The sequence below is a fragment of the Synoicihabitans lomoniglobus genome (assembly GCF_029023725.1).
Taxonomy (GTDB): Bacteria; Verrucomicrobiota; Verrucomicrobiia; order Opitutales; family Opitutaceae; genus Actomonas; species Actomonas lomonigloba.
The window spans coordinates 1,385,794-1,408,822 of the sequence record NZ_CP119075.1 but is presented as its reverse complement, the minus strand read 5'-3'; the positions used below and the strand labels follow the sequence as shown (position 1 = coordinate 1,408,822).

General features: G+C 63.5%; 11 protein-coding genes. 8 read left to right on the top strand and 3 right to left on the bottom strand.

Annotated features, from left to right (window positions below; genetic code table 11):
- Positions 1-59: 59 nt before the first annotated feature.
- The 3 genes from PXH66_RS05400 (at position 60) to PXH66_RS05390 (ending at position 3,966) form a co-directional block, all read left to right on the top strand.
- Positions 60-1,751, top strand: a complete 1,692-nt coding sequence (locus PXH66_RS05400) for a tetratricopeptide repeat protein (protein WP_330927917.1) — start codon at positions 60-62, stop codon at positions 1,749-1,751.
- A gap of 108 nt (positions 1,752-1,859) precedes the next feature.
- Positions 1,860-3,005, top strand: a complete 1,146-nt coding sequence (locus tag PXH66_RS05395) for a choice-of-anchor A family protein (RefSeq protein WP_330927918.1) — start codon at positions 1,860-1,862, stop codon at positions 3,003-3,005.
- A 127-nt stretch (positions 3,006-3,132) separates the two neighbouring features.
- Positions 3,133-3,966 carry a DUF4097 family beta strand repeat-containing protein gene (locus PXH66_RS05390; protein ID WP_330927919.1) on the top strand — a complete coding sequence of 278 codons (834 nt, stop codon included), beginning with the start codon at positions 3,133-3,135 and terminating at the stop codon, positions 3,964-3,966.
- On the opposite strand, the gene PXH66_RS05385 is transcribed toward PXH66_RS05390, so the two are convergent.
- Complete coding sequence (locus tag PXH66_RS05385; RefSeq protein WP_330927920.1) at positions 3,963-5,558, bottom strand: exosortase/archaeosortase family protein; 1,596 nt, start codon at positions 5,556-5,558, stop codon at positions 3,963-3,965. The two genes, PXH66_RS05390 and PXH66_RS05385, sit on opposite strands and share 4 nt — an antisense overlap.
- Positions 5,559-5,647: 89 nt before the next feature.
- Here PXH66_RS05385 and PXH66_RS05380 point away from each other — a divergent pair, with 89 nt between their 5' ends.
- Together PXH66_RS05380 and PXH66_RS05375 are read left to right on the top strand one after the other, a co-directional pair.
- A complete protein-coding gene (locus tag PXH66_RS05380; RefSeq protein ID WP_330927921.1) occupies positions 5,648-7,366 on the top strand; it encodes a tetratricopeptide repeat protein in 1,719 nt (572 codons plus the stop codon).
- Positions 7,367-7,471: 105 nt separating this feature from the next.
- Entirely contained in the window at positions 7,472-8,605 is a 1,134-nt protein-coding gene (locus PXH66_RS05375) for a collagen-binding domain-containing protein (protein ID WP_330927922.1), read from the top strand.
- Between the two features lie 9 nt (positions 8,606-8,614).
- Here PXH66_RS05375 and PXH66_RS05370 read toward each other — a convergent pair whose 3' ends face one another.
- On the bottom strand, positions 8,615-9,805 hold the full coding sequence (locus PXH66_RS05370; RefSeq protein WP_330927923.1) for a class I SAM-dependent rRNA methyltransferase: 1,191 nt from the start codon (positions 9,803-9,805) through the stop codon (positions 8,615-8,617).
- Between the two features lie 141 nt (positions 9,806-9,946).
- The gene (locus PXH66_RS05365; RefSeq protein WP_330927924.1) at positions 9,947-10,114 is read right to left on the bottom strand and encodes a hypothetical protein; all 168 of its coding nucleotides are present in this window, start codon (positions 10,112-10,114) and stop codon (positions 9,947-9,949) included.
- A 179-nt stretch (positions 10,115-10,293) separates the two neighbouring features.
- On the opposite strand from PXH66_RS05365, the gene PXH66_RS05360 reads away from it, so the two are divergent.
- The 3 genes from PXH66_RS05360 (at position 10,294) to PXH66_RS05350 (ending at position 22,580) form a co-directional block, all read left to right on the top strand.
- Positions 10,294-11,928 (top strand): peptide chain release factor 3, encoded by a 1,635-nt coding sequence (locus PXH66_RS05360; protein WP_345781713.1) that lies wholly within the window; start codon positions 10,294-10,296, stop codon positions 11,926-11,928.
- A 762-nt stretch (positions 11,929-12,690) separates the two neighbouring features.
- Complete coding sequence (locus tag PXH66_RS05355) at positions 12,691-21,420, top strand: YDG domain-containing protein (RefSeq protein ID WP_330932260.1); 8,730 nt, start codon at positions 12,691-12,693, stop codon at positions 21,418-21,420.
- Between the two features lie 119 nt (positions 21,421-21,539).
- Positions 21,540-22,580 carry an ROK family protein gene (locus tag PXH66_RS05350; RefSeq protein WP_330928533.1) on the top strand — a complete coding sequence of 347 codons (1,041 nt, stop codon included), beginning with the start codon at positions 21,540-21,542 and terminating at the stop codon, positions 22,578-22,580.
- Positions 22,581-23,029: the final 449 nt, after the last annotated feature.

Here is a 23,029-nt window from a genome sequence, read left to right as displayed (position 1 = left end):
TGGCCCTCTGTCTAGGGTTTCTTCGCATGCTTACTCGAATGCAAAAGCTGAGAAGCAGAATGCGGCGGAAATTCAGATCCTACCTCAGCGGCCTTTCCGCTGGCGAGCGGGCTCGTTTGTGGTGGGTCACCGGCATTGCCATCGCCGGTATGGTGGCGTTTCCCGTCTGGATCTTGGTTCGTCCCGTGGTGCTGGAGTGGCGGGTCGATCGAGCCCTGAGGCAGGCGCAAGCACACGCCGAAGCGGAAAACTATCGCGGCCTTCTGTTGAGCCTGCAGCGCGCCTCTCAATTGGCGCCCGGAGCGCCCCGGGTTTGGACGGAGACCGCCCGCCATCTCGCCGAGTTGGGGTCCCCCGATGCGATGATCGCCTACGAAAACCTGGTCCGACTGGGTTCGTCCGATGCGCAGGTGCATCAAAAACTCGCCACCGAAGCACTCCGCTTCAATCAACCCGAACGCGCGCGCTCCGCCCTCGCCTCCGCCTCCAACTCGACGCATGACGAGGTCTACCACGAACTTTCCGCCGCCATCTCACTGCGCCTCGGAGAGCCGTGGGCCGCCGCCGAGTCATTGACTGAGGTGCTGGCACTCAATCCCACCAACCAAGGGGCCCGCTACAACCTCGCGATCATTGAACTCGCTCAGGCCAACTCCGTCTCCGCTGCCACCGCGCGAGAGACCCTGGGCCAACTCGCCGCGGAACAATCGCCCTACACCGTGCGAAGTTTGATCGCCCTCGTGCGAGACGCGGCGCGTCGTTCGGACGGCCGGAGCGCCGCCGCCGTAATGCGTCGCGCGGTCGCACTCGAGAATGCCGCTGTTCCCGTGGATTCCGGGCAATTGCTCGACGCATTCATCACGTTTCTCCAACACCACGCCGTTGCAAATCCGGCGGACACCGTCGTGCTCATTCGGTGGATGTCGGAGATCCGCCGGGGTGAGGACGCCCTCCAATGGATCGACGAACTGCCCGCCGAAAAACGCGCCCCCGGCGCGGTGCGTCATGCGGTGGCCGAGCTCGCCTTCGCAGAGCGGAAATGGGGCACGGCGGTGCCCTTGGTTATCGAAGGAGCCTTTGGCCCTGTGCCCGTGGAAACGGCGGTGCTCGCCATGGCGGCCCGATTGGACTCGTTGCAAAATCGCCCGGATCGCGCCATGCGCACTTGGAGGGATTTGCTCGCCCAAGCTCGCGCCGAATCCACGCCTCAATCGCTCCAAACCCTGGCAAGACTCGCCTTGGCATGGAAAGAAACCGACTTTCTCGTGCCGACGCTGGAAAATGTCATCACGCGCGAACCCGACGAGACGTGGGCGAAGCAACTTCTGGCCCGGCAGTTCATGTTGGTCGGCCATCGCGAAAAACTCCGGCAACTGCTCGCGGATTGGAGCCAGCGTGCTCCCGACGACATCAGACCGCTGATTTTGGCCGCCCGACTGGATGCCATCGCCTCCCCAGCGCCGGATCCCTCCATCCTCGCCCGCGCGAATGCCACGAGCGGAGCCGCTTCACTCAAACAGCTGTGCGCTCTCATGTATTCGATCGAATCGGGCAAGGTGGACGATGCTTTGGCGCAGTGGAACGCTCTCCCCGACCTCGCCAAGGCACTACCGGAATTTGCCTACTACGGCGCTCGCTTGTTTGCCGCTCGCGGAGATATTCCCACCGCCCGGCGCCTCGCCGGGAGTATTCCCGCCGGAGCCTTTTTCCCGGCCGAAATCGATGAAATCAGGCGCCTGCAAAATCTCTGATCCCGGCGGGCGCATCGAGGCAATCTTCACCCATTTCACACGAAACTTTTGCATACTTCGTTTCGCCAATTGACAACTTTTTTACTCCGGCCACTAGGTAATAACGTCATGAGGACATGTCCCCATTTTTCCGCAGTCGGGTTGGCGTTTATCGCCGCCTTCTCACTGCGCGCGCAAACCGCGGTCGAGCAGAGCATCAGCCAATTGGATGGTCTACTCCGTAACTACAATTTGATCAGTCTGGGGAACGCGACTTTCAGCGGTTCCCAGGACACACATGGAGGCATGGCGATCTCGGGCGATTTGTTTATCGGCTCCGGCACGGCCATCGCCCAACGACCGGATCTCTTTCAACCGGGCTCGGACCCTTCGCTCTACGTGGGGGGGCAACTCACCACCAACGGCACCTTCCACCTCGACAGTGGACACGCCTCGCTGCCGAATCTCGCGGGAGGATGGACCTACACCCCCGTTGACCAACGTCTCAGCAACGGTAGCGGCGGGGTGTTGAGCTCCGCCAACGCCTACGGCCAGGGCGATGCGCTCGCCGCCCTTGACCCTCGCACCAACGCTGTCCCCGAAAACTGGGACTGGACGGCTCTTTCCAACGGGTTTACCGGAATCTCCACCACGATCGCGACCGCTTCCGCCACCGGATCACTGGCCCTCGACAGCGGCAGTCTAACGTTTTCGGCCAACGGCATTACCGAAGGAGTCGTCGTGTTCGATTTGGACATGAACCTGTTTTCCGGTCGGATCTTCGACGCCAACGGCAACGGTGATTTCGATTTCAATACCGAAAAGATCGACAACATCGTCATCAACGTCCCCGACGATGTGGTGTTTGCCGTCAATGTGCGCAATGGCACCAACGGCAGCGCGATATTCGGTCCTTCGGGCAGTGGCGTGAATTTCAACGCCGGCACGAACATGGACCAGCTACTGTGGAATATCACGCCGGACGCCGACCCCCTGACCGTAGATTCCATTCTACTCGGCGGCGGCGCGTCGTTTTTTGGCACGGTGCTGGCCCCGTTGGTCAACGTGGGCAACAGCGGCAACGTCGCGCCCAACGGCCAGATCGTCGCCGCCAACTACACGCAGTCCTCCCACGCCGAACTGCACTACGTCGGATTCGACAGCCCGATCAGCTTTTCCGCCGTTCCGGAACCCAGCGCGTGGGGACTCTCCGCCATGGCCCTCGGTGCGGTAGTCGTCTGGACCCGTTCGCGCCGCGTGCGGTCACGTTCGTAAGATACCTCAGCATCAACGGCCAACGTCGGTTGCGCACGAAGCCTGCCAGGGGCCCAAGTTGATCCCGCCGCCTTGGCGGGATTTTTTTTGCAACCTTCACCACCCTCGCTGGGTTATACACTGCACCATGCTACGTAAAATCCTGCTCCCTCTTCTCGCGCTGGCGGTGCCGACGCTCCTTACGGCCAAAATTACTCGTGAGGTTGAAAAATCATTCCGCGTCGGCGACGATGCAGCGATCGAAGTCGATATCAGTGGCGGCTCGATCGACGTTGAAATCGGATCCGACGACCAGTTCCACGTCACCCTCCAGCAAACGTTCCGCACCAACTCCGAATCCGAGGCCGACGAGATCCTCGAACGCTACGACGTGACTCTCGACCAAAGCGGCGACCGGGTCCGCGTGATCGTGCGATCGGACAAAAAGTCCGGTGGTTGGTTCTCCGGCTGGAGAAACCGCGGCGCGAACTTCTCCGTCAAACTCATCGCGCCTGCACACGCCGATCTCAACCTCGACACCTCGGGAGGTTCGATCCGCGTCGATGGCGACAGCCGCGGCGAGATTATCGCCGACACTTCCGGTGGCTCGATTTCCGTCGACGGTAGCGCTGGTCACATGAATTTGGATACATCCGGCGGCTCGATCCGCGTCGGCTACGCGCTCAGCCGCCTGCGCGCCGACACTTCCGGTGGTTCGATCACCATCGGCTATGTGGGCCCCGACGCCGACGACATCAATGCCGACACTTCCGGTGGCAGCATCACCATCGGGCTCGATCCCGCCGGCGGCTACGATCTTCTGGCCGACACCAGCGGAGGCTCCGTGCACATCAACGGTCTGTCCTTCCGGGCCGAGAAGAAAACCCGCACGCACGCCGAAGGTGAAATCAATGGCGGCGGTGCCCGCGTTCGCGCTGACACTTCCGGCGGCGGTATCACCATCAAAGCGGCCGATCGCTAAGTCGACGGCCCGGGATTTGTCTCCCGCACCGTGAGTAGCGCCGCTGCCGTCGACCGCAACCAGTCCTCGGCCGCGGCTGCGGTGCGATCCGCCTGCAGCACAAATACGATTCGGTCTCGATCCGCATAACGTTGTCCCCGCCACACCCGACTAAGACGTTCGGCGCTCATGGAGTGTCCACGCCGCGCCCCCGGGAGGGATTCACCGCGGGTCGCATCCCACACCGCGTTGAACACAATCTGGACCTGCTCCCGGGTGCGAAACCGGTAGACATCAAAAACCAAATCACGCCCGGCGATTCGCACCATCACGGGCGGTGACATTCCCTCCAACGTCCCCCCGATCGCCGGCATGCACACACTGGGATCGTGGGCATTGATGAGAGTGCCGACCGCCGCCGCATCGTTTTCCCAGCGAAATATCCCGGCCAGTGACGCTCCCCTGCGACCGCCCGCTGTCGTCGAGTGCAGTTCCTCGGCACTGGTGCACAACAACGTTTCGATCACCGCGGGCGCCACCACGGCGGACTCCCATGTAAGTGGCAGTGTTTCTCGAAACGCCCACCGCTCTGTTGCCCCCGCCCCATGCTCACGCTCAAACCAACGAGCCACCCCGATTTCCAACGTCGCCCAACCCACGATCACGATCGCGATCCATCCCATGGATACGTGGGGCCAATGCCACGTCGTCGCCGCCCCGACCACCGGTCCAGCGTCCGGCGTCCGCCGCGCGATCCAGAACGCATACGCAAAAATCACCACAAACGTGAACAGCAACACCGCCGTGCCGGCTTGGTCGTGCCACGCCATCCCGGCGACCGCGCCGCCTTTGCCAATTTGCCAGGTCAGAAAAATCGTCCTCACCACATTGCCAAACATGGCCGCCGCCAGCGCGACGAAAACGATCCGCACGCGCGCTCCCAGGCCCAGCAGATGCAGCTCCCCGAAAAAGAGCGCAAACATCCAAACCGCCTGAAGTGATCGCAGACCACTGCAGGCCTCCTCCACGCCGATCAGTCCCGATTTCACCTCGATCACATTGCCACTCACCACGGCCGGCATCCCGGCCAGCGAAACGATCTCCGCCGCAATCTCGGCGTGCCAGCGGGTCAACGCCGTCACCAAGGGTTCTCGCACGATGCTCGGCCAAGCCAAGGCCGTCAGCGCAAAGACCAACGGAAACAGCCCGAGTCGGACCAATCGACCTCCGCCCGACCAGGCCAGCACGCCGATACTGCCCCCCACGGCGAAGAGCCCAGCCGCCCATTGCGCCGTGGGCCACAGCGGATTGACCTCCAACACCGGCAACAGGAGCCAAACCCCCAGCAACCCGGTCACCATCGCGAAACGCCCCCATCGCGAAGCCCGCACCGAAACCGACTCGGTTCCCGACCAAAACCGCCGCCGCTGACTCCACAAATATACCGCGAGAACGGGAACCGCCCATCCGTGCATGAGTTCCGGATCGACCGACCACGCCTCCTGCAAGCGCCACCACAACGGCCCCCACAACGCCACGACCCAGCCCACCACGCCGAACGGACCGGTGGGGTTTTCGTTCTCTCGTAAGCGGGTGACCCGGGACGATGTCATGAGTGAAGCGGTCCTACTTTCATGGAACCGTCACCACAGAAATCGCGACGCCCCTTGCTTACAAAGCGCAATTTCAAATGGTGCTGTCGATGAAGGTCGCCTTCGAAAAAGTCCGGACCAAGTTAGCCAGCCACTGGAATCACCTCTCCCGGGGCGCGCACGCTCGTATCATCGGCGGGGGCGTTTTGGTGCTCGCGGGTCTGATCATACTGCCGGCGTTCAAGTTTTGGATCGGGCCTGCCATCAAGACATGGCGGGTGGAACGGGCGATCGACCAAGCCGCGGCCTTCGATGCCGCGCAGGACTACCGCAATCTGCTCCTTTCCGTTCGCCGGGTTTCAACTCTGGGATCAACCGATGTGGAAGTCTGGCGCAGCGTTGCCGGCTATCTTTCCAAACTGGGCGATCCCAACGCCATCGCGGCCCGCCGCCAGGTCATTGCCTTGACCCCCCGCGACCACGAGGCGCAGGTGGAACTCGCCGCCGACGCCCTGCGGTTCGGTGAGATTACCCTGGGTCAGCAAGCGCTCGAGGCCGTTCCCGATACCGTCGCCCGACGCGACGCGACCTACCAACGCATCGCCGGCACGCTCGCGCTCTACCTCGGCGATGTGGAAAACATGAAGTCTCATCTCGCCGAGGTGATCACGTTGGATCCGCAGGACGCGACCGCCCGTTTCGACCTCGCCGCCGCGCAGCTCTGGAGCCCGCGGTCAGAGGATCGCGCCACCGGTCGCGCCACCCTCGACGAACTGCTCTCCAACCCCGATCAACGAGTCCGCGCCGCCCTCGAGCTCCTCAAGGACGCCGCCCGCGATCACGACGGTCGTCGCGCGGCCGACGTAGTGGAAAGAGTGATACAACGCTTCCCGCCCCTGCCCATCCGCGCAACGGGTGCGAGCGACCTCGACCGGATGATTGCGGCCCTGCAACTGGCCTCCCGCACTCAACCGGGCGATGCCGCCTTGCTGGCGTCGTGGCTGAGCGACATCCGCCGCGGCACCGATGCCATGGGTTGGCTCAAAGTGCTGCCGGCCGAAACCAGACTCCACGTGGCGGTGCGGGAAGTGACCACCGAACTGGCCCTTCGTCTCAACGACTTCGACACGGCAACCGAGCTCCTGCTCCAGGGCACGTTCGGACCGATCTCCAGCCAAACCCTCGTGCTCGCCCTCAGCGCCCGCCAATTGGAAATTCGCCAACGCACCACCGCGTGCCAGGTCGCATGGACCGAGGCCATCGCCACGGCCGCGACCGACCGTCGGCCCGGATCGCTTCGCGTGCTCGCCCGGATCGCACTCCTGTGGGGAAAACCCGCGTGGGTGGAAGCCGCCGTAAACAAGGCAATCGATCAATCCCCGCAGTCATTCTGGGCGTTTTCCATTTTGCGCGACCAATGGCTGACTCAGGGCGAAACGAAAAAACTGTGGGAACTCTATGATCGCTGGGTCCAGCGCCAACCCGAGGACCTCAATGTCGTCAGCCAATGGCTGCGTCTGGGCAGCGCCCTGCCGGACGCGCGCGCCGCGCTGGACGCCCGGGCCGAATCCTACCTGCAACAACTGCCCGCCAGCCCCCGCACCACCGCCGCGTTGGCGGGTTGGCGGTGGCGCCAAGGTCGCGAGGCCGAAGCCCGGTCCCTGCTGGCTCAAGCCGGCGAGGGCGTTTATTACAATCCCGACTCGGCCTTCTGGGCGGCTGTCATCACTGGCTCGACCGAGCCGGTGCGCGACTTTCCCGCCCTCGCTCGATTACAAACTCTGCCGGTGGAAAATGCGTTGCTTACTGGCCAAACCAAACGCCCCTGATAAATTGAAATCATCGGTCGGCGTGAGCACCCGAAATACGTATTAATATCACGTCGGACCGCTTTGACATTGGCCAAATTCAGGCGAAATGTCGCAAGCATCCAAATGAGGACAACTCCCTACAAATTCGCCGCCACGGTCTACTCTGTGCTACTCGCCGGGGTCCTGGGTGTGAGCGGCCAGGTCGCCGTCAACAATGCTGTCTACACGGTGGACCAGGCGATGCGGAACTACGGACTCATTTCGTTCAACAACGCGTCGCTGACCAACTACGGAGATACGTGGGGACCGATTGCGGTGGGTGGAAATCTTCACCTCGACGGCGGCTCCATCGCGCAAAAAGCCAACCTCTACGGCAACTCTTCCGACCCGTCCCTGTATGTCGCCGGCAACCTCACCATGAGGAACTACGTTCATCTGGAAAACGGTTACGCATCGCTCCCGGGCCTCACCGGCAGTTGGACCTGGGACGGCACCCAAAAACGCCTGACCGGCGGCGGTGGCACGCTGAGCACCAGCAATACCAACAACCCGCTGGGCGCGGTTGATCCCCGGACCAACCCCACCCCGCAGAACTTTAATTTCGCCAGTATCCAAGCTGAGCTCGCCCAAGCTTCCGCGACACTCGCGGCCACTGCCGCCAACGGATTGATCGCGATCTCCGGTCAGACGCTCACCTTTTCCGCCAACGGTCAGACCAGCGGCGTGGTCGTGTTCAATCTCGATATGAACGACTTCAACGGCGTGCTCTACGACGCCAACCACAACGGGCAGTGGAATCAAAACACGGAGCGCGTCAGTCAGGTAAAAATCGATGTGCCCACCGACGTCACCTACGTGATCAATGTTTTGAATGCGACCGGGAAAACGATCTTTAATGGCATCAATTTCAACGCCGGCACCAACAACGATCAGTTGCTCTGGAATATCACCCCCGACTCCAACCCGAACATGGCCGATTCCGTCTCACTCGGCGGTGGCGCCCGTTTCTACGGTTCCGTGCTCGCGCCATTGATCGATCTTTCCAACAGCGGCAACGTCGCGCCCGAGGGCCAGATCGTGGTGAACAGTTTCAGCCATAATGGCGCTGAGCTTCACTTCATGCCGTTCGATTCGACCGTGAGTTTTACCCCCGTGCCCGAACCGCGCACCTGGGCACTCGTCGGCGTGATGGCTGCTTTTGCCGCCATCGTGTTGGAGCGTCGTCGTCGCCGCCGTATAAATGGCGTTTCATCGTAAACGGATCGATCAATCGACCCGCACGATGTAGCCGCGCAGATATTCGCTCTCCGGCATCGTCAGCATGACCGGGTGATCCGCGGGTTGGTGGCAGAACTCCACCACCCGCACCTGTCGCCGCGCGTCTGCCGCCGCTCCGGCCAGCACTTGTCGCAGCTCCGCATCCTGCATGTGATGCGAACAGGTGTAGGTCGCGAGAATGCCGCCCGGGGCCAGACATTGCAGGGCGCGCAGGTTCAGCTCCTTGTAACCGCGCAGGGCCCCGGCCAGGGCTTTGCGCGACTTGGCAAACGGCGGTGGATCGAGCACGACCACATCCCAAGTCGCCGTGCGGTTGGCCGTGAACCAGTCGAAGACGTTGGCCTCCTCAAACGTGGTATGCGTCAACCCGTTGCGCTCGGCATTGAGTCGCGCTTGGGCGATGGCGTCGGCCGCGCTGTCCAACCCCAACACTTCGGCCGCGCCCGCCCGGGCGGCATGCAGCGCGAACGCGCCTTGATTGCAAAACGCATCGAGCACCCGCGGCCGACGCCCGGCGGCGACCATGGCCGCCACCTGCTTGCCTAAGTGGGCGTGTTGCTCGCGTTGATCCAGGTAGAATCCGGTTTTCTGGCCCGACATCAGATCGAGCCAATAATCGAAACCATCGATCGTCATCCAACGCGGCTCCCACTCCGTGCCCGACCGCGTCGACACTCCGCGATCCAACCCTTCCAAGCGTCGGATTGAAGCATCGTCACGATGGATCACCTCCACCGCTCCCGTCAGATCCAACAGGATTCGCGCGATTTCGTCGCGGTGGGTTTCCATCGCCAACGTCTGCACCTGCATGACCAGGGTGTCGCCAAATTGATCGACCACCACACCGGGCAGCCCGTCGGATTCCGACCACACCAAACGGCGGAACGAAGCGTTTCCTGCCGTCGCCCGCCGCTCCACGGCATCGCTCAACCGCGTCCGCAAATAGCCGCCATCGAGGGAAATCGAGCCCGCCGCCAGTCGCCGCCAAATGATTTGAGATCGGCTGTTGTAAATGCCACTGCCCAGCATCCGTCCGCGGCGGTCTCGGGCTTCCACGACTTGGCCGTCGTAGTCGGCAGCGAGGAGCTCCTCGACTTCATTGGCGAAGATCCACGGATGTCCCGCCAATACGCGACCCTTGGCATTAGCTTTTAGTTTGATGAATGGCGCTTCGGACATGGGCGCGGATCATCAACGGCCCCGCCGCCAAAGGAAGCTCCAAATCCGCCCACCCCTTTCACCGTGCGAGGAACGCACCGCACCATTTGGGAAAGAAAGCGCTACCGCGAGCGGGCCACCATCCCCCCGCTTGTCCCGATTTCACCGAATCTTGCCGGCATCATTCTTTTCGGGCTCCGCCAACAAGGGTCTCTGCCCGTTGTGAAAACCGGTCGCATCTTCATATCCTTGGGGCGCACGTTTTAACATCACACCAATGATGGCCGCAATGATGAGATAGACGCCGAAAAGTATCAGAAGAACGTTCATGTAGGGGTTTCTACTAACGACACTCTAACCGCATACTTGAGCGCGTCTACCGAGATGGCTGCTAGCAAATTGTAAAAAAATCTCGCCCTAAAGCGCCCCCCTGGCCGCTTCTCCCCTGCAACGGCGCTCGTCAGACCTTGACGCTCAACCGCCCGCAGCGGACGCTCGCCGGTTTCGTCATGACGCCCGCCCAGGAAATCGCCCGCCGCCGCACCTTTGCGATCATCTCGCATCCGGATGCTGGCAAGACCACCCTCACCGAGAAGTTTCTTCTTTACGGCAACGCGGTGCATTTGGCGGGATCCGTCACCGCGCGTAAAAACCAACGCTCAACCACCTCCGACTGGATGGCGCTCGAGCGCCAGCGTGGCATCTCGGTTTCATCCACCGTGCTCCAATTCGACTACCGCGGCCACGCGGTGAACCTCTTGGACACCCCCGGTCACAAAGATTTCTCGGAGGACACCTACCGCGTGCTCACGGCCGTCGATGCCGCCCTCATGGTGATCGACGCGGCCAAAGGCATCGAGCCGCAGACGCGCAAACTCTTCGAAGTGTGCCGCCGCCGCGGCGTGCCGATTTTCACTTTCATCAACAAGTGCGACCGCCCCACCCTCGATCCGCTCGCCTTGATCGATGAACTCGAATCCGTGCTGGGCCTGGCCCCGGTGCCGGTCACCTGGCCCTTGGGCAACGGCCCGAGTTTCCGCGGCGTCTACGATCTGCGACACAAGGACGTTCACCTGTTCGAACGCACCCCGGGCGGCGCGTTCCGCTCGCCCGAAAGTGTGTCCGACTTGTCCGATCCCATCGTGAAGGAAAAGCTCGATCCCGATGACTACGCCGCCGCCGTCGAACAACTGGAAATGCTGGAGGGCGCGGGTCACGCCTTCGACCTCGCGGCGGTCCACGCTGGGCAGCAAACACCGGTGTTTTTCGGTTCCGCCGTGAACAACTTCGGCGTCGACCTGCTGCTGCAGGGATTTCTCCACGACTCGATTCCCCCGACCTCGCGCAACTCCGTCGCGATGAACTCGCCCGGCATGCCCGCGCCGACCGATGCCCGTGAGGTCTCCGTGACCCACGAAAAATTCTCGGCCTTCGTTTTCAAGATCCAGGCCAACATGGACCCCAAGCATCGCGATCGCATCGCGTTCGTGCGCGTCTGTTCCGGCAAGTTCTCCCGCGACATGGTGGTGACCCATCAGCGCACCGGTAAAAGCGTGCGACTGTCCTCGGCGCACAAACTCTTCGGTCAAGACCGTGAGACCGTCGACGAAGCCTGGCCCGGCGACGTGATTGGCCTCGTGGGCCACGATGCGTTTGGCATCGGCGACACCCTCACCGAAGACCGCACCATCGCCTACGACGAGATCCCTCGCTTCGCGCCCGAAGTCTTCGCCTGGCTCACCAACCCCACGCCCGCCGATGCGAAAAAATACCGCGCCGGCTTGGAGCAGCTGTTGCTGGAAGGGGTCATGCAGTCCTTTGAGGTGCGCCACGCGCCCCCCGGCGCCACCTTGCTCGCCGCGGTCGGCCCCCTGCAGTTCGAAGTCGTGCAAGCGCGCTTGGAAACTGAATACAACGCCAAGTCCCGGCTCACCCCCGCACCCTTCGAGCACCTACGCTGGATCGCCCCACATCCCTCGCTCGACACGCCCGAGAACCTACTCATGCCCGGCGGCGTAAACCTCGGCAGCGACAAATTTGATCACCCCGTGATCCTCTTCCCCAACGACTGGACCATGGACTACTTTGTGGAGAAGAACCCCGACCTGAAACTCCACGACCAACCGATCGAGTTGGTGGAGTAAGAGCTCGTTTTTTCCCGGTCGCTCCGGCTGCAGCGGATATATCCGCCCGGTGATTCGAGCCGCGAAGAGCTCGATCGTTCGAGTCGTATCCACGGCTCGCGCGGTTCCGGAAATTTTTGCGTAGATCCATGTAGTGCGCCACCAATTTGGTGACCAAATCGGCGGTAGCAGCGCTCTCGTATCCTCGCTTTAGCTACGCCCCAACTGCCATCGAACTGCATCCTTACGTCGGTGCATCCCCTCTAAAGCAGGGGAAAACGATTAAGTTCAAAAACGGGTTTGCATTTTAATGATCGGACTTCATGAAAACCCCCTATTTTCCTCATTACGAGCAGTATATGTATTTATACTTACCGATTATTTAATGAAATTTCATCACTCGCCGTAAGCCCGGAAGCTTTCCGGGCCGCACTGCAACTTTCCCGTTTTAATCCTCTTTCACGTCTCCGCCTGAACTCACCATCCATGTCACTTCGATCCGTCGTTCCTTCGTCTCTGCTGCAATCAATCTGCCAAGCGCTTCCCACCCTCCCGGGTCTGTTCTCTTCCCGGACTCGGACCGGAACCCGGAACCGCGCTTCCCGCACCAAGGATATGGGAACTCTGCGCTGCATCCAAATCTTGTTGTGCTGTTTCGCTCCTGCGTTGGTGGCAGAAGCCGACACTTTGGATGCGGACAAAGGCGCACTGACGGTTCCTGCTTCATCATCTAGGCCTGCCCCCATCCCTACTCCCACGCGAGTCCCGGGAGATATTGCCTTTGTGCGTTACAATACCGACGGCACCGACGGTTTTTCTTTCGTGACCCTGGTGGAGTTGGAGAGCAACGAAGCCATTTACTTCACCGAACAAGGATGGTCCGGCTCGGACTGGCAGTCCAACACCGAAACTCATTATCGCTACAACGCTCCCAGCAGCGGATTGGCTCAAGGCTCGGTCGTTCACGTGGAAGAAACAACGACCGACACCATGACGGTAACTGGTGGAGGTTCCATGACTTTGGTAAGCGGCAGCGGTTTTTCGATATATGCCGGCGATCAAATACTCGCCTACACCAGTTCTTCAGGCGCAGCCCCCTCGTCCCCCAATTTCATTGCTGGTATCCATGGCGACTACAATTGGGCCCCGGGCAAATACGACCCCACCACCACGTGGAATCAGACCGACCCCACCGCCGTGTCTGACTCCGCCCTCCCCACCGGTTTGATCAATGGTGCCACTGCCATTTCCCTGTTCCCCAATCCTGCCCATCGCGAGACGACTGACTCAGACTACAACTCCACCGCCGACGACTCCACGCTCGTATCGGCCTCTTACTACGGCGAGCGGGACAACGCCTGCTATAAATCGACGGCTCCCACCTCTGGCAGCCGCACCGAGCTGCTCTATGCGCTCAACAATCCGGCCAATTGGGACAGCGATAACGCCAACCCTTACGGCACCGGCGACACCATTTCATCCCTCACCGTAAGTGACGACGCCTCCACCGGTGTGAAACCCATCGGCAGCCCCCGCACTTCGCTACGTCCCGGAGACCGCACCCTGGAATCCTTCACCGTGCCCGCCGGCTCCGATCGACTGCTGCTCGTCGCGGCTGCCAATTCCGGATCGACCGATATAACCACGGTGACCTTCGGAGGCACCGCGATGACCCAGGTGGGCGAACGAGAGGACGGCACCGCCGTCGACTCGATTTGGGTCCTTCCCCTCGGCACCTCGGCTTCCAGCACGAGTGGTAACGTGGTGGTGACTCACGCCGCCTCGGGCGACGTGCAATTCATCCACGCCATCGCCTTTTCCGGCGCGGCCCAGTCCAGTTCCACCTCCAGCCTGCAAACCGCTCAGGCCACCAGCACGACCGCTTCGTCGCTCTCTGTCACCAGCACCAGCGGCGACATGGTTTTCGAAGTCTTCGATGTTTATCGCGGCAGCGCTCCGGCTGTATTGACCCCCGGTAGCGCCCGGACCCTCACCGGTCTTTCTCCCATACCTCTTAGCAGCGGTTACGGAATCTTCACCACCGGATTCAAACCCGGCGCTTCATCCGTCGCCATGGACTGGACCCACAATGGCAGCGCTCATCTTCACCTCGCGTTGAATATCAAACAGGCATCCGGCAACGCGACGCCCACCGACATCGCGTTGAGCAGCAGTGCGGTGAACCAGTCCGGTGGCACGAACGCGTCGGTGGGCACGCTCTCGACGACGGACAGCGACAGTGGCGACAGCCACACCTACACCTTGGTTTCCGGCACGGGCGCCACCCACAACGGCTCGTTCAACATCAGCGGCAGCACCCTGCGGGCGAACGACGCCTCCGCCCTCGCGGCGGGTGACTACGCCGTGCGCATTCAGACCGACGACGGCAACTCCAGCGGCACCTACGCGGAGGCCTTCACCATCACCGTCTCCGACGATGTCGCGCCGGCCGCGCCCTCGACGCCGGACCTTGCCTCCAGCTCGGACGCCGGCACGTCCAACTCGGACAACATCACCACGGGCACGACGCCCACCATCACCGGCACGGCCGAAGCCGGTGCCACGGTCAAACTCTACGACACCGACGGCACGACCCAGATCGGCAGTGGCACGGCCACCGGTGGCAATTGGTCAATCGTCACGTCCACCCTCTCCGAAGGCGAACACACCATCACAGCCAAGGCCACCGACGCCGCCAACAACACCTCCGTCGCCTCCAGCGGCCTGACTATCACCTTGGACAACACCGGTCCGGTGATCACCAGTTCGACCAGCCCGTCCTTCACCTACGGCACCGCGGCCGACTACACGCTGACGGCCAGCGGCAGCCCGGTCACCTTCACCGCCCCCGTCGGTCTCCCGGCCGGGTTGAGCATGAACGCCAGCACCGGCGTCTTCAGCGGCACGCCCTCCACGATCGCCACCAGCAACCACGTCGTCCAAGTTGGCGACACCGCCGGTAACTCCACCGGTGCGCTACTAACGATCACCGTTAACGCCGCGCCGCTCACCGTCACCGGCCTCACCGGCGACGCCAAAACCTACGACAAGACCACCACCGGCAGTGCCTCCGGCACCGCCGTCCTCGCCGGCATCGTCGGCTCCGACGACGTGTCCCTCGGCGGTTCCCCCGTCTACACCTTCGCCTCCGCCGGCGTGGGCACCGGGATCACGCTCAACACCACCGGCTTCACCCTCTCCGGCACCGATGCGAGCAAATACACCCTCACCCAACCGACGCTCTCCGCCAACATCACGGCCAAGCCCCTCACCGTCACGGGAGTGACCGGAGTCAACAAAGCCTACGATTCGACCACCACCGGTGCTCTCAACACCTCCGGCCACGCCCTCGTGGGCGTGGAGTCCGGCGACACCGTGACCCTCGACGCCGCCGGCGGCACCGGCACGTTCGCGGATGAACACGTGAACACCGGCATCACCGTCACCGCCTCCGGCCTCGCGCTCGCCGGCGCCGACGCGGCCAACTACACCCTCACCCAGCCCACCGGCCTCACCGCCGCCATCTCCGCGATTCCGCTGACCATCACCGGCGTCACCGCCTCGGGTAAAGTCTACGACGGCAATACCACCGCCACATTGGTCAACACCTCCGCCGCCCTCTCCGGCACCATCGGAGGAGACGACATTGCCCTGGGCAGCGGCAGCGCCACCGCCACCTTCGCCTCCGCCAACATCGGCACCGGCATCACCGTCACGCCCACCGGTTACGCCCTCTCCGGCACCGACGCGGGCAACTACACCCTCGCTCAGCCCACCGGCCTCACCGCCGACATCACCGCCAAAGGTCTCACCATCACCGGGATCTCCGCCTCGGGTAAAACCTACGACGCCACCACCGCCGCCGCCCTCAACACCGCCTCCGCCACCGTCGTGGGCAAAGTGGGCTCGGACGACGTGAGCGCCGACTTCGGCAGCGCCACCGGCACCTTCGCCGACAAAACCATTGGCACCGCCAAAGCGGTCACCGTCGCCAACGTCAGCCTCTCCGGCACCGCCGCAGGCAACTACACCATCAGTCAACCCACCGGGTTGACCGCGGACATCACGGCGGCCCCCTTGACCATCACCGGTGCCACCGCCACGGGCAAAGTCTACGATGCCACCACCGCCGCCACCCTCGGCGGCACGCCCTCCCTCGTCGGTATCCAAGGCAGCGACACGGTCAACCTCGCCACGGCCAGCATCGCGGGCTCCTTCGCCACCAAATCCATCGGCACCGCCAAAGCGGTCACCGCCCACGGCTACGCCATCTCCGGGGCCGACGCGGGCAACTACACCGTCGCTCAACCCACCGGCCTCACCGCCGATATCACGGCGGCTCCGCTGACCATCACCGGGGTCACCGCCGCGGGCAAAACTTACGACGCCACCACCGCCGCCACCCTCGGCGGCGCTCCCACCCTCGTCGGTATCCAAGGCAGCGATACCGTCACCGTGGCCACGGGCGGCATTGCCGCCACCTTCGCCGATGCCAACGTCGGCACCGGCAAGGTGGTGACCGCCACCGGCTACGCCCTCGCCAGCACCGATGCCGGCAACTACACCCTGTCGCAGCCCACCGGCCTCACCGCCGACATCGCCGCCAAGGGCCTCACCATTGCCGGAGTCACCGCCGCGGGCAAAACCTACGACGCCACCACCACCGCCGTCCTCAACACCGGCTCCGGAACCGTCGTCGGAAAAGTGGGCTCGGACGACGTGACTGCCGACTTCGGCAGCGCCACCGGCGCCTTCGCCTCCAAAACCATCGGCACAGGTAAAAGCGTCACCGTCACGGGCGTCACCCTCACCGGCACCGCCGCGGGCAACTACACCGTCGCCCAACCCACCGGCCTCACCGCCGACATCACCGCGGCGGCGTTGACCATCACCGGCGCCACCGCCGGCAATAAAGTCTACGATGCGTCCACCACCGCCACCCTCGGCGGCACACCCACACTCGTCGGCATCCAGGGTAGCGACTCGGTCAACCTCGCCACGGCCAACACCGCGGGCGTCTTCGCCGACAAAACCATCGGCACCGCCAAAGCGGTCACCGCCCACGGTTACGCTATCTCCGGCGCCGACGCGGGCAATTACACCGTCGCGCAACCCACCGGCCTCACCGCCGACATCACCGCGGCACCGCTGACCATCACCGGTGCCACCGCCGCGGGTAAAACCTACGACGCCACCACCACCGCCACTCTCGGCGGCACCCCCGCCCTCGTGGGTATCCAAGGCAGCGATACCGTGAACCTCGATACCGCTGGCATATCCGCCACCTTTGCCGACAAGACCGTCGGCACCGCCAAGGCCGTGACCGCCACCGGTTACGCCCTCTCCGGCACCGACGCCGGCAACTACACCCTGTCCCAACCCACCGGAATCACCGCCGACATCACGGCGGCCACCCTGACCACCACCGGCACCACCGCATCGAACAAAGTCTACGATGCCGGCACCACCGCCGTCCTCGACACCGGCTCGGCCGTGCCAGTCGGCGTCATCGGTTCCGACACGGTGACGATCAATGGCTCCAGCGCCACCGGCACCTTCGCCGACAAAAACGTCGGCACCGGCAAACCTGTCACCGTCACCGGTCTGGCCCTCGCGGGAGCCGACGCCGGCAACTACATCCTTACCCAACCCACGACCACCGCCGACATCACCGCGGCCACGCTAACGGTCGCGGGCACCACCGCCCAGCACAAGGCCTACGACGGTAACACCACCGCCACGGCCGACTTCGGCTCCGCCACCCTCGGCGGTATCCTCGGCACGGACACCGTGACCCTCGACAGCTCGAGTGCCACCGCCACCTTCGCCGATGCCAACGTGGGCACCGGCAAAACGGTCACGACCGCCAACCTCGGCCTCGCCGGCACCGACGCGGGCAACTACACCCTCACCGCGCCCACCGCCACCGCCGACATCACCGCCATCGCGCTCACCATCACCGGTGTCACCGCCGGGAACAAAACCTACGACGCCACCACCACCGCCACCCTCAACACGAGCGGGGCCACCCTGGTGGGCATCGTCGGCTCCGATGCCGTCACCCCGGTCGACGGCGCCGCCACCGGCACCTTTGCCGACAAAAACGTCGGCACCGGCAAAACCGTCACCATCACCGGCTTTAGCCTCGGAGGCGCTCAGGCCTCCAACTACACCGTGGTTCAACCCACGGCCACCGCCTCCATCACGACCCAGGCGGTCACCGTCACCGGCATCACCGCCGCCGACAAACCCTTCGACAACACGACCGACGCGACGCTCGACCTCACGGGCGCCACGTTGCACGACGTCATCGGCGGCGACGACGTCACGCTCAACACCACCGCGGCCCTCGGCACCTTCGACACCGAAGACAAAGGCACCGACAAGGTGGTCACCATCACCGGGCTCACCCTGACCGGCACCGATGCCGGCAACTACAGCCTCACCTCCCCGACCGCGCTGGCCGAAATCAGTGCCAAGGAACTGACCATCAGCGGTGTCACGGCGGCCTCCAAGGTCTACGACGACACCACGCTGGCGACCCTCGATACCAGTGCCGCCTCTCTCGTTGGTATTGAGACCGGCGATACGGTCACCCTCGATTCCTCCGCGGCCGCGGCGGCCTTCGACACCGTCCTCATCGGCACCGGCAAAACCGTCACCACCAGCGGCTTCGCCCTCACCGGGGCCGACGCGGAAAACTACGCGCTCGTGCAACCCACCACCACCGCTGACATCACCGCCCGCGAGATTACCCTCACCGGTCTGGCCGCCCGCGACAAAGCCTACGATGCGACCACCACGGCCGACATCGATGAAAGCGGCCTCACGCTCGTCGGGGTCCAGGGCGATGACGACGTCACCGTCGACTCCTCCGGAGCCACCGCCCACTTCGCCGACAAACTCGTGGGCACCGGCAAATCCGTCACCCTGGCCGGCGCCACGCTGACCGGGGCCGATGCCGGCAACTACACCCTCACGTTGCCGACGGACCTCACCGCCGATATCACCGTCACCAACCTCACGGTGATCGGCGCCACCGTCACCCCCAAGGTCTACGACGGCACCACCGTCGCCTCCCTCGACTTTAGCGGCGCCAGCCTCGCCGGTATCCAGGGCAGCGATACCGTCACCCTCGACAGTTCCGGTGCCACCGGTTCCTACAGCGACGCCACCGCCGGCTCCGGCATCACGGTCACCGTCACCGGAGTTGCCCTCGCCGGAACCGATGCGGGTAACTACACCGTCAGCCAACCGTCCCTCACCGGTGCCATCACCAAGGCGCTCGGCGCGATCACCTTCGCCGATCTCACCCAGACCTACACCGGCAGCGCGTTGGAGCCCACCGTCACCACCACGCCGAGCGGCATGACGGTCAGCCTCACCTACAACGCAGCCGCCACGGCGCCCACCAACGCCGGCACCTACACCGTCGAGGCCACCATCGTGGACGCCAACTACCAGGGAGCCGATGATGACGACTTTGTCATCGAGAAGGCCAACCAGACCGTCACCATCGGTGCCGTTGGCACACTCACCGCCGGTATCGCCACCGAGTTGAGCGCCACCGCCTCCAGCGGACTCACCCCGGTGACCTTCGCGGTGACCTCCGGAGCGGCCACGCTCAGTGGATCGACCCTCACCGCGCTGTCCACCGCGCCGATCACGATCACCGCCGCCCAGGCCGGGGACGCCAACTTCAACGCGGCTTCCGCCACGGTCACGATCACCTCGATCGTCAAGCAAAGTCAGACCATCACCTTCGATGCCCTGACCAACCGCCAGGCCAACGGTGAAGCCTTCGATCTGCAGGCCACCGCCTCGTCGGAACTGCCCGTCACCTTCACCATCGTGAGTGGTCCGGTTATGCTCAGTGGCAACACCGTCACCATGACCGGTGCCAGTGGCACCGTCACCGTGCGCGCCGATCAAGCCGGCGATGCGGTCTTTGCCGCCGCCGCCCCGGTGACCCAAACCTTCGAGGTGACGCAAGCCGGTCCGTTGATTTACTTCGGCACGACCAACGAAGGCACCGAATTTGCCGTGGAAATCCCCGAAGACTCCACCATCGGCACCCTCTTCGGTCTGATCACCCAAACCGGCCAATACTACATCCTCACCTTCCAAGTGAACGAGGACCGCAGTATCACGGCCCTGAACCTGCAAATCCTCGGCGATCCCGTCACCGCGGCGACCAGCCTCGCCACGCATCCGCTGCGCAAGCGCGTGGGCAAGGATCTGCCGGCGAGCGCCCGTGACCTCGCCTATACCTTCACCGGCACGATACGAGGCGGGGTCCTCAACCTCGCCATCGCCGAACTCGGCGTCACCCTCTCCGGAGCGGTGGAACCGCCCGAAGGCCCCACTGCGACCATCGCCGGCCTGTATGAGTCCAACAGCCTCAACTCCGCCAATGGCACCACCACGTCCATCGTCGGCACCACCGGCAAGGTCTACGTGATCGCGGTCACCCCGGGCCTCATCACCGGCGGCTCCGGCACCGTGGCGAGCAACGGCTCCTTCAACATCAGCACCGCCCAACAGGCCACCATCATCGGCAACGTCGATGCTCCGAGCACGACGGTCACCGGCACCATCCTCCTGCCCGACGGCACCGAGGACGACTTCGCCGGCCTCTCCACCGGCACGCTGCGCACCGACCGCTTGATCAACCTCTCGACCCGTGCCCACGTTGACGCCACCACCGACTCCGGCGCCCTCGTCGCTGGCTTCGTCATCGGAGGCGATACGTCCAAGCGCGTGCTGCTGCGGGCGATCGGACCGGGCCTGGCCCAGTTCGGTCTCACCACCGCGTTGCCCGACCCGCAGGTCACCGTTTACAACGCCACCGGTGAAGTCGTGGCCGAAGTCGACAACTGGGGTGGCGACGACGCCACCGCCGAAGCCATGAGCACCATCGGCGCCTTCCCGTTGGCCGCGGACAGCCTCGATGCGGTTTACACCACCGAACTCGCTCCGGGCGCCTACACCATGCGCGTCACCAACAACGGTGACGCCGGCGTGGCCATCGCCGAGATCTACGACGCTTCCGAGAATCCCAACTCCGAATACCAGCGGCTGATCAACATCTCCTCGCGCGGCCGCGTCGTCGGCGGCGAAGGCGTGCTCGTGGGCGGCTTCATCGTCACCGGCAACAGCCCCAAGCGCGTGCTGGTTCGCGGCGCCGGTCCCGGTCTCGGTGCCTACGGCGTCCCCGGCGTCCTCTCCGATCCCAAGCTCACCGTCTACGACGCCAACGAGCAAGTGGTCGCTCGCAATGACAACTGGGAAACGCCGGCTCCGGTCAAAGTCGGTCAACGCACCGCCTCGGCCGCCGAGATCACCGCCGCCAACGCCAACGTCGGTGCCTTCAGCTTCGCCACCGGCGGCACCGACGCGGCCCTGATCATCACGCTGCGCCCGGGAGCCTACACCGTGGAACTCAGCTCCGCCGCCGATGCCGCGGTGGCCGCCGGCAACGCCCTCATCGAAATATACGAAATCCCCGAATAGGACCGCGACGAACTCCCTCGTGCCTCCCTCTCCAGCCCCGGTTCTTCGCGAACCGGGGCTTGTTTTTGCCCGTCAGCCTCGCCTTGCTTGCGCTTTTCCCCGGACAACTTCCTTTCCCCATGGCTAAACCTGACATCTTCATCGGCACCGACAGCGGTGCGACCACTTCGAAAACCGGCGGCATTTTTGCCGATGGCACCGTGATCTCCCAGGAGTTGCGCCAAAGCTCCACCAATTCCAAGGACGGCACCGCCGCCGTCATCGCGGGTTGGGTCGAGGGCGTGCGCGGATTCCTCGTCGACAACGAGATCACGTGGGATCAGGTCCGGGGCGTTGGTCTCGCACTGCCCGGTCCCTACCAGGCCTACGGGGTGCTCGATAAGTCGGCCAACCTGCCGGCCAGTTTTGAAGGCTGGAACTTTCTCGCCGACTACACGGCTGCGTTGAGCGCGGAAGCGGGACGTCCGGTGTTCGTGGCCACCGGCAACGACGGGGATCTCGGCGGCGTGGGCGAGGCTCACGCGGTCCGCGGTGATCGCAAGGTCGGCGTCATCCTGCTGGCTCCGGGATCCGGTCTCGGCTGCGCCTACGTCAATGCCGACGGCCTCCATCTCGGCGGTGACAACTTCGCCGGCATGGAAGCCGGTCACATGCCCGCACCACTGCACCTGCTCGGCAATGCGCCGGTTTACGAATGCGGTTGCGGCAAGGGCTGGGGTTGCATCGAAGCCTACACCACCATTTCCGGTTTACCACAACTGCTCCGCGACACGCTCAAGCGTTACCCCGATCACGAGCTGCACCAGTCCGAGCTGCCGATTAAACAGCAGTGTTTCTCGCTGCGTGATCGCGCTCAAGTCGGTGACCCGCTGGCCTTGGACATGTTCGACTTCCAAGCCAAGGCACTCGGTCTCCATGCCGCCAATCTCATCACCGCTCTCGATCCCGCTTACGTGGTCATTGGGGGCGGTTTGATCGATCCTGAATCCACCACGCCCGAGTTCCGGAAGCGTTATCTCGATGGCATCCGCGACGCCGCGCTGCCCTACTTGTTCCCCGCGCAACGCGCGAACATCCAATTCGTGCCCGCCACGCTCGGCGAACTTTCCCAATCGATCGGAGCCGCTTTGCTGGCCCGCCACCGTCCGGCGTTGAACTGACACGCTATTCCCCCGCCAGTGACCACCGGCAATCGCTGATTGCCCGATGGTCGATCGGAAAATCCCGGTAGAGCCGGGATTTTTTTTGGGGATTGATGGCGGATTCGGTCTCAAAATCCCGCTTTGGGATACAGAGACCCATGATTCGGCCATCCTTCATACTCATACCGCTGCCACGGTCGGCAGTGACGTTGATCGTTTTAAACTCCGTCAAACCGAACAGATGGAGCAGCGAAAAGTCTTTACGCGAATTCGTCCAATTGGAGCACCGTAGGTTGAATGGACATGCTCCCCTCGACCCTTCCAAGGGCGTGAGTAGCACACCACCATTCCCCCCTCGCCAATCACCTACGTAAAGTGGAACGGCGAACAAACCCCGGCGAAGGCGTGCATAGCATTCTCCGATCATCGGCCGACAAAGACCCAACCGACTTGCAGGCCGAGCAGAT